11 protein-coding genes are annotated in these 14,472 nt (G+C 53.8%); 4 read left to right on the top strand and 7 right to left on the bottom strand.

Annotated features, from left to right (window positions below; all coding sequences use genetic code 11):
• Window positions 1-23: 23 nt before the first annotated feature.
• From GSQ83_RS28355 to GSQ83_RS28380, 6 genes are all read right to left on the bottom strand, one after another.
• A complete protein-coding gene (locus GSQ83_RS28355; RefSeq protein WP_158806328.1) occupies window positions 24-3,287 on the bottom strand; it encodes a rhamnan synthesis F family protein in 3,264 nt (1,087 codons plus the stop codon).
• 154 nt (window positions 3,288-3,441) lie between these two features.
• On the bottom strand, window positions 3,442-5,019 hold the full coding sequence (locus GSQ83_RS28360) for a glycosyltransferase family 2 protein (RefSeq protein ID WP_158806330.1): 1,578 nt from the start codon (window positions 5,017-5,019) through the stop codon (window positions 3,442-3,444).
• Window positions 5,020-5,223: 204 nt separating this feature from the next.
• The gene (locus tag GSQ83_RS28365; protein WP_158806332.1) at window positions 5,224-6,297 is read right to left on the bottom strand and encodes a DUF563 domain-containing protein; all 1,074 of its coding nucleotides are present in this window, start codon (window positions 6,295-6,297) and stop codon (window positions 5,224-5,226) included.
• Between the two features lie 98 nt (window positions 6,298-6,395).
• Window positions 6,396-8,444, bottom strand: a complete 2,049-nt coding sequence (locus GSQ83_RS28370; RefSeq protein ID WP_158806334.1) for a glycosyltransferase — start codon at window positions 8,442-8,444, stop codon at window positions 6,396-6,398.
• Window positions 8,445-8,774: 330 nt separating this feature from the next.
• Window positions 8,775-9,821, bottom strand: a complete 1,047-nt coding sequence (locus GSQ83_RS28375; RefSeq protein WP_158806336.1) for a calcium-binding protein — start codon at window positions 9,819-9,821, stop codon at window positions 8,775-8,777.
• A gap of 651 nt (window positions 9,822-10,472) precedes the next feature.
• Window positions 10,473-11,381 (bottom strand): replication protein RepA, encoded by a 909-nt coding sequence (locus GSQ83_RS28380; RefSeq protein WP_158806338.1) that lies wholly within the window; start codon window positions 11,379-11,381, stop codon window positions 10,473-10,475.
• Between the two features lie 874 nt (window positions 11,382-12,255).
• Between GSQ83_RS28380 and GSQ83_RS30795 the strand changes: the two genes are divergently transcribed.
• The 4 genes from GSQ83_RS30795 to GSQ83_RS28390 all read left to right on the top strand — a co-directional run bounded on the left by GSQ83_RS30795 (window position 12,256) and on the right by GSQ83_RS28390 (window position 14,052).
• Entirely contained in the window at window positions 12,256-12,750 is a 495-nt protein-coding gene (locus GSQ83_RS30795; protein WP_254065964.1) for a cobalamin-dependent protein, read from the top strand.
• Between the two features lie 91 nt (window positions 12,751-12,841).
• Window positions 12,842-13,072, top strand: coding sequence for a hypothetical protein (locus GSQ83_RS30800; RefSeq protein WP_254065965.1), 231 nt, complete (start codon window positions 12,842-12,844; stop codon window positions 13,070-13,072).
• Between the two features lie 103 nt (window positions 13,073-13,175).
• Window positions 13,176-13,526, top strand: coding sequence for a hypothetical protein (locus GSQ83_RS30805; RefSeq protein ID WP_254065966.1), 351 nt, complete (start codon window positions 13,176-13,178; stop codon window positions 13,524-13,526).
• A 208-nt stretch (window positions 13,527-13,734) separates the two neighbouring features.
• Window positions 13,735-14,052 (top strand): hypothetical protein, encoded by a 318-nt coding sequence (locus GSQ83_RS28390; RefSeq protein ID WP_158806340.1) that lies wholly within the window; start codon window positions 13,735-13,737, stop codon window positions 14,050-14,052.
• A gap of 355 nt (window positions 14,053-14,407) precedes the next feature.
• Here GSQ83_RS28390 and GSQ83_RS31570 read toward each other — a convergent pair.
• Window positions 14,408-14,472, bottom strand: a 65-nt coding sequence (locus tag GSQ83_RS31570; RefSeq protein WP_216850631.1) for a hypothetical protein, incomplete at its 5' end; no start/stop codon positions are given.

Here is a 14,472-nt window from a genome sequence, read left to right on the forward strand (position 1 = left end):
TCAGGTCTCGCAGGGCCTTTGTATTAAAGCGTTTTTAGTAAGTACAGCAACTCACGCACCACATAGTCGCGACTGCTGCGTTCTTTTACTTCTTTCATGACAGCCATACCAGCGCGCCATTCCGGCCCATGAATGCTATCTCTTGCGTTTCGTAACGACTCCACTATCTCATCTGGAGTTGGATTTGCTGGCAACAGATACGGATAATCCTCTCCCAGATAAAACCTAGCGTCCCCCGCGTTCACTTGAATAAGCATGTTCGCGCCGCAATGTGCAGCGACGAACCCCTTCAAGAAAGGCTTGAAGTGATCGATTTCACGTTCGCGTCTAACTGCGTAGTGAAAGCTGTAGTCTTGAAGACGGTTCAACCAGCCCGATTGAGATGTACTAGTATCCACAGATACGAAATCCACTACATTCCTGATTTCGCCCGTAGCAATCGTATTGATGAGCTCGCCGAAATAGCCAGCTGAGAACTTTTGGGGCACTAGGCCAGGCACGATTCGGGTGTCAACATGATGTGTGATATGGTGCACTCTAACCGTTGGATAGCGCCTTCTGTAGTCAACGAAGGAGCGTAGAGAAGATGCGATTAACACGTCTATGAATGGAATTATTTCATCGTTAGGCCGGGCGTCGACGAAGTCCGCCAGTAAAACATTACCGCGCTCCTTCAGTTTACGAACGCCTTCCTCTCCGACTTGAGCCATGTAACCTTTTGTAAGAACTATGATCTTGTCGGAGATCTCGTCGAACGACGTGTAGAACACGCCGCGCGATTCTGGAACGACAGAACGAAGTATTTCGGAGAGCTGGCTGCCACGCAGCACCGAGGACCCAGAATTCACGTACTTACTTCCGTAAAGGAACCATACATCTGCATGCCTTTTCGACGACGTGACCCTGTGGCGCTCCTTGGTCGCCTGCACCGCATGTGGGAGCTTGGCGTGCGGAAGTTTCATAAAGTATTTGTTTTCTCTTGGATTTCCTACTTCATTAGGAATCGTCAAAGGGCGAATGTCATTTTTCCACATCAGGAACCCAAGGCTGAGCTGGTCGCGTTTGCTATAATCGAGGATATGCTCCCACCACTCTGTCATTAGCTCGCTAACGCGGGGTTCGTCGAATGCTCGCCATATGAACGACGCTTCGATAAGGCCCGAATCATTAGGCAGCCCAACTTTACTATATGCTTGAAGCTGGCGAAGTAGTTGTGCCGGACTGTGTCGTTCCGACTCCACAATGGCCACTGCTTCCGTGTATACATCGCTCCGTTCAGGGTGCCGAAACATCACAAACCGGTTGCCGATCAAATACTTTTCAATTAACTCATCGAGGCGCCCCATTAGCAACGTGTTCGCATCAACGAAAAGCGAGTAGTCGAAATTCGCAAGAAAGTTGTCCGACAGCACTTTGTAAAACTTAGCGTCGAGGTTGGTATCGCCCAACCCAGGCTCGACGATCCGATACTCCCACCCCTCCACGTCACCGGGCGCGTCGGTGAAACAAACGAATCGGCAATACTTAGATACACTTAATATGGGGGGCAACACATCTATGTCGCCATATAGAGCGGTGTAAACACATATCGATACTGGCGTCTGATCCCTTGCTGGCGTAACGTCCTGAAAGACGCCATTTCCGACATTGCTCGATGGCAAAATAGAGCGCCGGTGTCTTGTAGGGAGCGTTTTACATCTCAACGCTTCCCAATAGCGCTCGAGCAGCACCTTCGCTTGAGTCCAATCTCCAACACGAATATGATAAAGAGCTAAAGCCGAGAGTGGGGCCATCGTTAGACCAAATCGCTCAAAAATGCTTCCCACTAGGTCAGGAACGACGGCATAATCATTGTTCTGCAGAACTCGCGTCAGTTCATTATAGGCCTTTGCTTCCTCTAAATAGTGGAATCGCAGAAACGTTGCTAGCGGATCGACCTCTAACTCGTCGTCCTTAGCCGACCTCAGAACCGGAATAAGGGCCGGATCAAAATTCGCGGAGGTTGCAACACCCAAATACTGTCCTAGATGGCGATAATGCTCGACGGGCGAGAGCCCAGATATTTCAACACTACCATGCTCCTCCAAGTACCACTGTTCGTCTAAAAGGCGCTGTGATCTTGCTACTTCATACCAGCCTTCGAAACTTGGGCTTCCTGTGTATCCTTCATGTTTCCCAAACGTAGAATAGTGAGCAAGGGTGTTCACCCCTTTTCTGTAAACGTCAGGTCGACGCAACTGATAGTACGACGTCGAGAACGTCGGCGACGGATCAATCGAAAACAAGTCACCGTACAGCACAAAATGCAGATGGGGATCGATGCCATATAACCGACATTCGTCGGTTCTAGAGCAATAGTAGGAAACATCAAAACTACCCGCTCGCCGAATTGCTTCCACGTCCTCGCGTGCTCGCGACCACCGATCGAGAATGTCGCCCGCCCCTATTCGCCTAATTGGCTCCTTTAAAATAAGGTTATCAGCTTCAACTCGAAGCGAGAATTTCGTTAACTCTGCGTCACATCGGTAGGTCAGGCCGATTTCTCTAACCTTGGAAGAGCTCAATACACCCCATACCCGTTCCAATGCATGTGCAACCGAGCCGTCGCGCCCTGTTAACTCTTTTCCGAAGGCCTGTTTCTGTGTCGCAGCGATAAGCGCTTTGTGACTCCGCGCCAAAGTGGCTAGTCTAGAGCCCCTAATCCAGAACATCGTTCCGGCAAAAAAGCCCCAATCAATCGTATCTGCCGGCTTCTCAAGCGCATCACAGACTTCGACTATCATTCTTCGATTATTATACGCCATATAGTGGGCCGATCGATACAGGTCATGTGGGCCGACCATCAAGAGATGACGACGGGTCGAAAATGCCGCCAAAATATCTCCCACCAGCTCTGTCGAACCTAAAAGTAACTTCAGAAACATCTGTAACTGCGTACGCCCTTGGTGAGAAAAGTTGTTCTTTGTATGGAGTTTGAGTACGACATCATATTCGTGAAGTCGGTATTCTTTAGTGGCTTGGATAAACGGTAGAACGTCCATGCCGACGTTTTCGACAACTAGTATCTTCCCAGGAATGCTCGCCATTTCTAGAATCGATAAGACTTCTGACCGACGCTCTTCCAGGCATGTCACGAAAAGATCGATCGGACCCGGTATGTTGTTCAGATATGGCATCATATCTTGCAGTACATCGAGATAAAAGGCATGTACGCATACCGCCACGGTCATGCGACCCTGTGCTACGGAAGGCACATAATCGGGAAATCTGCGTTCGGACACTGCCATTAAATATGATTCCAGTCGACCACAAAATAAACCAACACTAGTGGATAGCGAGCAAGATACGGATAAGCACCAGATAGTCGTAGGTTCCGATGCCGCAGTTTGCGCCTGAAAACAGACAAGGCACCCTATTTGCCATTTATCGGCCTTAAACCGCCTAATCCTCTGAAAATGGGAGGGGGATGCCTAAACTCTTGAAGGCCTCAGCAAAAGCCGCGACATTCTTAAAAAGCGAGGGGTCTCGCGTCAGATATTCGCGCTCTCCGACTAGGAGATGCCGCGCAGAATGAAACCCAGTCCTCTTCTCGCTGATGTATTGCCGTAACGCTTCTTTCGAGAAGTCTTCCAAAAATGCCTCAAGCTTTTGACGGGCATGCTGCCGTACAATCGGATAAGGCTTAAAATGGTAGTGCATGTATACGATAGAGGTCTTTTTTCTACCCCCTCCGCCCTTCAATTTTGGGTTGTTGAAACCTCTGTCCAACGATTGGCACGTCCCTTCGGCAAAGAAGGACTTGCGCTGCCCTGTCGTACGTTTGAAACTTGCCGTTTCCGTTGGATGATTGTCGAAGTAGGTTGCGACCGTAAGGGCTTCGCTTGATTTATAATGGTCACGTAGCTCGTTGAAGATGTCCGCTTCGTAGAAAGATAATTGACCCCCCTGAAGTTCCACCCCTACGAACTCATCGCAGTCCAAAGGAAAATAGAAGTCTGCTGGATCTTCCTCATCATAGTGCTTAATGATTTCGGAGATAATTCGTCCCTTATTCACAAAGTCCTCACGACTATTGTATTGCCGACTGACCTGAACACCAATCGACTGAAGGTAGTCAAGTCGTGGCTGGAACGAGTCCGAGGATCCATTGTCAATAACACGAAGATTCTGAAATCCGAACCTTACTCCGTGATATAGGACCCAAGGGTAGATCAGATCCACCTCATTTCGCTGCATCATAATTATGCGGACCTTCATTTCCTCCTGGACTGCGGTAATGGGTCTCCCTTCACACACACCAAATTGAATATAGTGGCGGAGCGGATTCGTAACGCCATCGTCAAGATCTGCGTTGCTTGCGATATAGTGTTGGCCGTCAAAGTGCGGACCAGGGTTGTAGCCGAGCCGATGTCCCAGGTCAAAGTAATGGTTTAACGCTCCTTCGTCATCTAATCCGATTAGCGAGTATCTTTTGATGTACCAATGAACGTCAAATAGACGGGTGCCTGTCGCGAGTTCTCGTATCTCCTCTTCAGAGATGCGAGTTCGTGCGGGATGGTGTAACAGCTTCTGGTCGAACTCAGATGAGGCAGACGTCTTATGCTTCTCATGAAGCGTTAACGCTCGGGAAAAGCGTAGTCGGTCCTTACTTTCGCCGAGTTTTAACAGACTGTCTTGAAGAGCTAGGTTTTCCTCTGTCGCGTTGTCTAGCGCCTTTGATACTCGATCCAGTTCACGTTGCTGCTGGGACTGCTCTTCCTCTATACTCTTCAGATAAAGAGCGATCTTTGCGAGTTCAGCGTTGCGTCTCGCCAAAGCCACCTCGAGACGGGTGATCGTTGGATCTTTCTGCCCATTCAAAGTTCCACTTTCAGTGTCGCCACGTGCATGTAACGCCAGAGCAGAAGTCGAGTTAGCGAGCTCTTCTGTAGAATCGCGGTGAATACCCTGACCAAGTGGATCTTCTTGTGGCTGCACTTGTGCCTTACGTCGTCTTACAGCAGAGCGAAGGGTCATCATATCCCTACTTAATGAAACGAATGCTCAACCCCTTTTGCATGGCAGCGGGGAGATGTATACCAACATAAATTTAAGTGTTTTTCGAGCGTAATTACGTCTCCGCCCTAGTCGCTTTAGAGAATTTTGCCCGCTAGGCGGCCCCTACGGCTACCATGCGGAGGACTGCAAGACCATCTTCTCTACTCATTCCCAGGTTGCTACAGTCTACCACGGTGAGCTTAATCCTGAAAGGATGTCAGAGATATTAATCAGCAGTTTGCTGTTCCAACCCTCCGGCTCCTGGGGATCCTCCATTTGCCGACAACGCACTTCTCTGTAAGTTTGTCCTTTAAAGCCGGCCAACATCCAAAAGAACACATCCGGCATCGGTGATGGGATAAACGACGTTATCTCAGCCTCGGAGCTTGCAAAAACAAGGTTCGTTAATCCAGCACCATTTACACCCGCGATGCGCCGCGCTCCCTTAAACAGACTGATCTGATCCCGCAACGTCATTTTGCCGGGTTCAGCTATATACCAACCCTGCTCCGCTAATTTCATGCACGTTTCGGCTTCGTCAGCTATGCTGCGCCGCTCACCGACACGGCTAACCCAAATCTTTTCGACCCCTTGTGCGGGCACCGCAGCGGCCATCTGCTCCATGCAATCAATAATTCGAGGTGAATAGTGGATGCCGTGGTGACTAAGCCCGCGCATTATTACGAGTTGTTCATATTGCTGTGGACCGTTGTCCCGTATATCGATTTGGGAAGGTGGCACACCGATTAGCTCTGTGGAGGCCAGCATGACGGCATTCATAGCAGACCCTGCCACCGGCAGCCGCAATCGCCACCCGCCCGGAACGCAGAGATGCTTCAGATTCAAAAATGCGATTGGCAACATCTCGATTAGCCAGTGGCCGTAGTTGCCGATACCTGCCTTCTCACAGAGTAGGGTGACGCCGGGCTTCGTAGCTAGAAGTCCATTCTTCACGTAATGATGCACACCGTGGGTCGCCGCCTCTATCTCAGCAGGTGTAGCTTGGTGAATGGTTTGCCGTATGAGATTGAGATCTGCATCAAATACTAAGCCAGGTCCCTCAACTATGGCGTTTAAAACAACACTGCAGACGATTTCCTCACGCGGCCGCGTTTGGTTCCAAAGATGCTTGTAAAGTTCTCGCAGTCTAGGACTTAACAACTCAGCGTTGCGTAGTTGCGGGGGAGAGGTGGAGAAAGCTGGAGAAAAGAGCGTATCAACGCGAGCGCTTTCCGGAAGATCAACTATGTTAGGTGTCATCGCTGAATAGCCGCCCTAAATTCGATACCGTGACGGTTTCTGCACGGTCAGCCACCGCCGTAAGCTATCGCATTTAACAAGTGGGCCCAAGCTGACTCTCATGTTACGCCTCCAAGCGGGGAGGTATTGACAATGCGCGGAGAGGCAGGCGCCACAATGAGCCTTTCAGCCAGGATATGATCTTGCACTGTCAGACTTAGAAACGGATGATAGAAGGGATCTGCACCGTGCATTAAATGCTTCCACCTCTTTTGGAAAAGCTTCGTATCTTCCGGGTGAATTAGATCATTGGTTTGCGTGCGGGTAGCTGACTCATGATGGTAGAGAGACGTATGTCCGTCGTAGAGCACTCGGTAACCGAGATCTCGAACGCGCAAGCACATGTCAGTATCGTTGAAAGCGACGGGAAATTCTTCCCGGAAGCCGCCGACCTCCTGAAAAACCGATAAGCGCATCATGAGACAGGCACCCGTGACAGCAGAGAAATCCCGTACTGAGGTCAGCGTGCAATTGGCGCCGAGGGTCCGTGCTCCTGCCTCGTCTTCGAATGTCACAAATTTGCCCACATGTTCAGCTGCATCGCTGTAACCGACTATTACTCCCGCATGCTGAATCCGTCTGTCGCCGAATAACAAGCTTGGCCCTACTATACCGATTCCGGGTCGAGCGGCTAGGCTTGTCATGCGTTCTAGCCACCCCTTTTCGGTCGCTTCTACATCATTGTTCAAAAACAGTACAAACTCGCAGCCATGACTATGCTGTTGGACTGCTAGATTATTCATACGCGAAAAATTGAAATTTCCTTTGTACGGCATCACTATATGCCGTTTAGACACGGTCTGCCTCAGGTAGTGCTTGGTCCTGCGGTCATCCGATTGATGATCTACCACCACTAGCCGGTATCGATTCGGATACACTGTTTCTTCAATGGACGTTATGCATTTTTGCAGAAGTTCAGCGCTATTCTTAGTAGGCACTACTATTAGAGTACGGCCTTCAGGAATCGGCCAAGATATCCGATATTGGTTGAACGAGATGCCTGGAGAGGCTGTAGCTTTTGTCCCGGTTCGATCGAGATGGCGTTGCAGAACCATAGTGGTGGTAGTGGTGACGGCTTCTTGTTTCGAGTGTCCTGCGCTGTTTCCATGGGTCCTCCATCGATATAGCACAGATGGTACATGTGCCACGGTGTTCGCATGCTCGATGACTCTCAGGACAAAGTCTACATCGGCCGAGATCGCTAACTCTTCATTCCACCCCCCTACGCGGTATGCAATTTCGCGCTTTACGCAAACCAAATGTACGAAGTACGGGTGAGATAGATAGTAGTCGTACGAGAATGCTGGGCGAGCGCGAATGTCAAGAATGTGTTCTATTGAATCGGATGTGACTACTTCGTCTGAGTAGAGTAGATCGGCCTTAGATTTTTGGACCGCCCTGATCAGTCGCCAGATGGCGTGCGGCTCTAAGTAGTCGTCGTGATCCATAAAGACGACATAGTCGTATTTTGCCGCTCGCAATCCGAAGTTTGTTGCTTTAGCGGTACCAACATTGTGAGGTGACTGGAGTATTCGTATCCGCTCATCAATTTTCGCATAGCCGCGCAAAATTGGTAAAACGTGAGAAGCGGCACTACCGTCGTCGACGCATATGAGTTCCCACCGACTGCACCACTGCGCTCTGACGCTTTCCAGTGCCTCGATAAGCCAAGCTTGTGGAGTATTGAAAACCGGCATGATAATCGATATCGCGTCTGTACCCGCTTCGCGGTCCAGTCTAGCCCGCAGCTTGTTTAGAACCGGTTGGGCCCGAGTGCCGCGTGTCAAGAGATACTGGAAGTTTGGGTTGAGCTGGATGGTTATTGGCGATCCAGCTAAACAGCTGGTTCTGCCGACTTGGCGAGTGGATACTTTAGCGTCAACGAGATCAGTGATATTGCCGTTGATGTCGATCTTGTAGGCGCAACAACCGTCACCCAAACCGGCAAGTAGTAGATCGTCACGAAATATATCGGCTTTTGCGGTGCCTAGAACTTGGCCGTCCTCGGTTACGGCCTCGACCCAAACTGGAGTGGGATCGGCATCATCACGAGCCCAGCCATACAGGCTCCCACCGTATACGGTGTCAAAGAAGCCGGAAAGCGTCACGCCTTAATTCTCGACGGTCAGCTCAAGATCCAGATCTTGTGAGCTTGACAAAATTCTAGTTGCTCGAAGCAACTACGGAGGTGTCCTCCGGAAGTTTGCATTTTTAGAGACCTCAATTGCAGTTGGCAAATGGAAGGATATCTCCAGGACAGCGGCATCAAAGCGTTGAGTTTGACGCGCGTGCTGCGATTTGGAAGGAGACTATTGAGGTCTGAAACAGCCACTTAGCGCTGGTACGTAGCGGGCATTAAAGTTTTACGCTGCCCGCTACGTATATAAATTTATGCCTTGAGCCGCTTTAAGCCCTGTATTCGCTACCCCATTCAATCCTTAGCTGAAAAGCTTGTGGTCGAAACCCGCCAGGGTGATCGAGGTGCCGTCCGTGAGCTTGATCACGTCACTGCCGTTGGTGACGCCTTCGCTCGCGATTGCATTGCCTTGATAGAAGCCGAAGACCAGCTTGTCACCGAACTTCAAGCCCAGGATGGTCTCGCTGCCACCGGCGTGGCCGGACAGAAAGGCATAGGTATCGGGGCCGGCGCCGCCGATTACTGTCGAGTTGCCCGAACCGCCAACTACGGTATCGGCCGCGCCATTTAGCGCTATTAGGGCGCTGGTGCCCGTGGTGGCGAAGGGGCTGGTGCTGAAGGATTCAACGCCTTTGCCGGTCAGGCCATCCAGCACGGATGTGCCCGTGCCCGCAATCAGGGTTGTGGGACCTGTGCCTGCGGCGAAGGCGGTGGTGTTATCGCCGCCACCGATCGTCGATGGCCCGGTGCCGGAGCCGCCGATCAGCGTGCTATTGCCGGCGCCTCCCTGCAGGTAGGTACCCGCCGAGCCCGTACTGCCAAAGAGAACAGAATTCCCCGAACCGCCAATAACGGAGACTGCTCCGGAACCGCCAACAAAGCGCAGGTCAACATCGTTCCGCCCATCGACGATGATCGGACCCGAGCCCCCGATGACTGTGTTGTTGCCAGCTACACCAATGACCGTATCGCTGCCCGAGCCGGCGTTGATGGTATCGGCGCCGCCGGCATAGACGATGTCGCTGCCGGTGTTTGTGTTGACGACGGTTCCCGTGGCCAAGCCGGTCTGGAGGAAAATCGGGATATTCTGACTGCCGACATTGATTGTGTCGCCGCCGTTGGGGTCATAGATCCCACCGAGGGTCGGAGGAGGGTCGGGTAGGTTGAAAACGGTGCCAGGAGCGCCGGCGAGGATCAGTGTCTCTCCGGGCGTCACGGCAGGGAAAGCACCTGATCCGTTATAGACAATCGAGTTGGGACCAAACCCTGCCTGAGCAAAAGCCGCTGCGGCGGCGCCCGTAAAATTAGCAGGCGCAACACCGCCTGGGAGACTAGCCGCACCACTCATTAAATTAATCCCTACCCAACCAAAATATCAGTTTAATCACGAGCCCAGACTTACTCGACGCTCCAGCAAAACTTCGTATTGCTATTGCAAGAGCAAGAGCAATTAGCGACTCTATACTACGCTTAACTCAGGATGCCCTCTAGCGCGCGAGAGATATGCTAAGCAAGCCCAGAGACAATCAATTCATCCGTCTGTCATTTAGCCCGTTAGACGAAGTTCCGTTACCAAAAATTAACCGTTGGCACACGATATCGCAGCGCAGCAAAGCGCGCAATGCCTTTTATTGGAGCGACGCAATACCCTAATACGAATTAGGTTCATTATCACAACGATACGCCGAAAAGGGTGAACGCGACAATCGAGTGGAGAGTCTTAAGGCTGAGGCGGGCCACTTATTCATAGTATTCCTGCTCGCACGGAGGCCTGCATTGGGGTAATGGGGTCGGACAGAGTATCTCGACCCTACCGGGTCCGGCCGGGGTCCGCGTTGCTTGGCTGAGCCTGTGCGGTTCACCGGGGTTTCGCCGCTGCGACCCGTGATGCCGTCACGTAAACAAAACCAAATAGCTCGACAGGTATCTGAGCTTTTTGCGGTAACTCATCCCGGCCCGTGGTGCCGGGCCTCGGCTGGGGCGCGACTAGACTCCACACTTAGCTGGTGATGAGCTTGGCGACGGCAGCGCGGGAGGGCCGGAGAATGATGCCATTCTCCTCCACTCCGACCTTAGCCTCAGGGTAAACCGCTAGGGCCAGTTCCAAACCGGAGAGGAAGCCGGAGCGGAAATCTCTTACTCGGCCATAGCCCGCGCCAAATTGGGCGTAGAGGGCCGGCCAAGAGACCTCGACATCGCGGTTCAGGGCATGCAGGCGATAGGCGAGCCAGATGTAGATATCGATCACTGCGCTGCGTGGTCCGATGGCGCGCAACGCCTGCTCGCTGAGGGGCACTGGGTGGTCGCGGAGGGCACGGTAGAACTCCTCGTTCAGGAGCACTCTCTCCTGCCAGAGGCTCGGCTGGTCGCTGGTGAGATCGGTCATCGTGATCGAGCCATCTACGAAGCCGCCACGCCGCATGACCTCCTTATTCCCCTTATCGGCGAAGAAGGTCAGTGTGCAACCGGAGATGCGTCGGGCCTGTTCATTGACCATGCGATAGGTCGTGCCGCCGATACTGAGGCCCATCTGGCTCAGCCAGACGCGCATGGAACGGCCAAGCTCGATTTCCCGGCTGCCTTTCTTCACGGCCTCGCTTTGGAGAAACAACAGAATGAATCGAGCGTAGCTGCCATAGGGCAGTCCCAGCGACTTGCCGGAACGATCAAGACCGCTCTGCAAAAGCAGAGTCAGGTTATGCCCTTCCCGCTTCCAGACGTTTTCCTGCTTTGGCTTATGAGGCAGGCAGGTCAGAGCGAAACCTGAATAGGTAAAGCCAACGCGGTCGACCTCTTCACTCAGCACCTGATAGGCGGCATCGACAACAGCACGATCATGTTTCGTCAGTGCCTGTCGCCGCGCTTCTTCAACCCCTTGCTGATGAATCAATCGATGTATGTCGGCCATGCATTTGTTCATGGCTGAAGAAACCTACTGCGGCAACGTGGAGTCTAGTCGCGCAAGCTATTAGCAGAGATATTAGACTCTAACTATTAGTATGCGCGACCAGACTCCAGTGGATAACCCCGAGTCGCGCGACCAGACTCCAATAGGCGGCGCGACCAGACTCCACGCTTGGGCTGTGGAAAACCCGCTTTTCCTGTGTTTGTTCGTGGCTGCGAGTCGCGTGATGTGCGGTTGCCGCGCGGTGTGGAGTCTGGTCGCGCCGCTGGAACAGCACGTATCATGGATGAGGCGTTGTCCTAGCAAAAACGCATGGGTGTGGAGTCTACTCGCTCCGCATCCTGTGGCCCGTGCACCGCTGTGGTTTCGAGTTGAAGATCTCGTTTAGGCTGTCGTAATCTTTTCGCCACACGTAGGCTGGGATCATGGCCGGCCCGAAGCGTAGCTCGGTGCTAGGCCTCCGTTCCTTGCAGGGGGGACCGGAGGCGGCCCGGCCTTGCGGAGATTAGGGTCGGCCTTCGGCAACCGGGCGAACCCCTAGCACTCCCCGCCTTCGAGGCATCGCGGTTTGTCTGTTCTTGGTCACGAGCGCGCGAGGCCATCACAGCGTGATGGCGGAGCACGAGCGAGACTAGACGGCCCCTTTGGCTTAGGGTCAGGCTACAAGTCATTGTCGCGGCCTGGTTTTCATCCACGAGGAGGGATGATGAAGCTGCTCGCCGTTCATCCAAGCGGCCTTATGTACACACGCGTTTTCCTTCGCCTCGAGCCGCTCGGGTGGAAATGATCGCCGGGGCCGCTCGCGACGCCGGCCATGCGGTGAAGCTGATCGACCTCCAGGTGGAACCCATCGCGATCTCGACCGGCCGGTGCAGAAATGGCGCCGGATGCGGTCTGCTTCTCCGGTAACTACCTCGCCAATATCCCTGAAATCATAGACCTCGCGAAGTCGATCAAAGCCAAGCTGCTGGAGTGTTTCGTCTTCGTCGGCGGACATAGCGCGTCCTTCGTCGCCGTCGATCTGTTGCGCCACGCCGAGGGCGCGATAGATTGCGTGCTTAAGGGCGAAGGTGAGGCCGCGGCCGCGACGTTGCTGGCAGCGGTTGGGGCCGGTGCAGGCTTGGACAAACAGCCTCTGGCGACCTACTCAGTGTGCCGGGCGTGGTCACGCAAGAGGGCGAAGGACCGCCGCCCCGCTTTGTGGAGAGCCTCGACAAAATTCGTCCGGCCCGCGATCTTCTGCGGCATCGGCGCAAATATTTCATCGGCACACTCGATCCCTGCGCATCGATCGAATTCGCGCGTGGCTGTCCTTGGGACTGCACTTTCTGCAGCGCTTGACGTTCTATGGCCGCTCCTATCGCCGCGTTAATCCCAAGGTTGTGGCCGCGGAGCTGGCTCAGATTCGCGAATCTGGCGTATTCATCGTCGATGATGTGGCCTTCGTGCATGCCGAACACGGCATGCAGATCGGCGAGGCGATCCGGCGTCGCGGCATTCGCAAGAAATACTACCTAGAAACGCGAGGCGATGTGCTGCTGCGCAACAAGGAGGTCTTCCGCTTTTGGCGCGAGCTCGGGCTTGAATACATGTTCATCGGGCTGGAGGCGATTGACGAGGAAGGCCTCAAGAAATTCCAAAAACGAATCAAGCTCGACCAGAACTTCGAGCGCTGGAATTCGCCCGCTCGCTAGGCATCATGGTGGCGGTCAATCGGTCAATCTGATCGCCGATCCGGATTGGGACCGCGACCGGTTCGAGACGATCCGGCAATGGTGCCTAGAGATCCCGGAGATCGTGAATATCAGCGTCAATACGCCCTATCCCGGCACGGAAATCTGGCAGCGCGAGCAGCGCGCGCTAACCAGTCTGGACTACCGGTTGTACGATATTCAGCACGCTGTGTTGCCGACCCGGCTGCCCCTGCCGGAATTCTATGCCGAACTGGTGCGCACGCAGCAGGTATTGAACCGCAAGCATATGGGTTGGTCAGCGCTGCGCGGCGCGACAGGCGAGGCCGCGCGGCTGTTGCTGCAGGGGCAGACGAATTTCGTGCGAATGCTCTGGCTTCCGTTTTCGACCCGCGACTGCAGTTGGCCGATCATGCGCGGGAGGTACACTACGCGATGTTCCCGCCGCCTGGTGTGACGCGGGAACGGCCGGATTTGAAGTCGCTTTACGTGCATGGGCCAGAGGCCGGCGCAGCCGCGCCATTGACGACGCTACGGAAAACTTCGTCGAGGCGACCAGAACGGGCGCTTAAGCCGTGGCTCAGATCTACGGCGAGCCAGGACTCGCGGCGCAGGTTTGAACCAAGACGCCTTGAACCGTGACGGCGGGCGTTATTACATCCGGCATGGCCCTATCTGATGCTTTTGACCCGCCCGCCACCATCGCAGAGTGTCAGGCGGCAGGTCTCGCCTTTGGCCAGGCGCGGGCTGAGGTGGCGCGAGTCAGCTTCGAACAGGATCTGACGGAACAGCTCGCGGTCCTGACTAGGGTCCTTACCTTCTCCGAACTCGATCAGGAGCAGGCCTTGGCGGCCTTCGACCAGGCAGCCTGGGCGGGGTGGGAAGGTGTCGCCGAGGACAAGCCGAGCAAACCTGCCCCTAAGTGGACACGCCTTTTCCACAGACCCTCTGGCGATGGCGAGGAGCCGCCGCGCGGCTCCTGATGTGTCTCCCCTCCCCGCTCCGCGCCAGTTGCGTTAGCCGGTCGCTGGTTGGGAGTGGGGGTTTTAACGGCTGGCGATTAGCTTTGACGCTTTCTCGAGCTGAATCGGATGCCTTTTCAAGGCCTCAAAGAAACCTTCGCCACACTTGGCTGTTTAAGCCGAGGGTCTGTCTGCGACCTCCGCGATCACGCTTTGGTTGATCTAACCCTGGTTTACCCATCCGGACCGGCACGGGGAACGCATGACTTCGGCGAAGGGAAGCGGCACTTAAATTGCCTTTCGTCTTTGAGGGCGCGACGTGGCGGACATCGGGTTCATGCCTAAGGAATCTCTGAACAAGTCTTCCTCGACACGGTTACGGACCGATCTGTAGGAGTGTAGCTGCAGCGGCGGAGTTGAGTGAGATGCGGCAACTGACCC

The organism is Acidisoma sp. L85 (assembly GCF_009765865.1).
GTDB lineage: Bacteria > Pseudomonadota > Alphaproteobacteria > Acetobacterales > Acetobacteraceae > Acidisoma.

Excerpts from the sequence above, each read along its gene's own strand:
- GSQ83_RS28375 (WP_158806336.1), bottom strand. The coding sequence starts at position 9,821 with ATGAGTGGTGCGGCTAGTCTCCCAGGCGGTGTTGCGCCTGCTAATTTT.
- GSQ83_RS28360 (WP_158806330.1), bottom strand. The coding sequence starts at position 5,019 with ATGATGACCCTTCGCTCTGCTGTAAGACGACGTAAGGCACAAGTGCAG.
- GSQ83_RS28365 (WP_158806332.1), bottom strand. The coding sequence starts at position 6,297 with ATGACACCTAACATAGTTGATCTTCCGGAAAGCGCTCGCGTTGATACG.
- GSQ83_RS28355 (WP_158806328.1), bottom strand. The coding sequence starts at position 3,287 with ATGGCAGTGTCCGAACGCAGATTTCCCGATTATGTGCCTTCCGTAGCA.
- GSQ83_RS28390 (WP_158806340.1), top strand. The coding sequence starts at position 13,735 with ATGGCCCTATCTGATGCTTTTGACCCGCCCGCCACCATCGCAGAGTGT.
- GSQ83_RS30795 (WP_254065964.1), top strand. The coding sequence starts at position 12,256 with ATGGCGCCGGATGCGGTCTGCTTCTCCGGTAACTACCTCGCCAATATC.
- GSQ83_RS30800 (WP_254065965.1), top strand. The coding sequence starts at position 12,842 with ATGCAGATCGGCGAGGCGATCCGGCGTCGCGGCATTCGCAAGAAATAC.
- GSQ83_RS28380 (WP_158806338.1), bottom strand. The coding sequence starts at position 11,381 with ATGGCCGACATACATCGATTGATTCATCAGCAAGGGGTTGAAGAAGCG.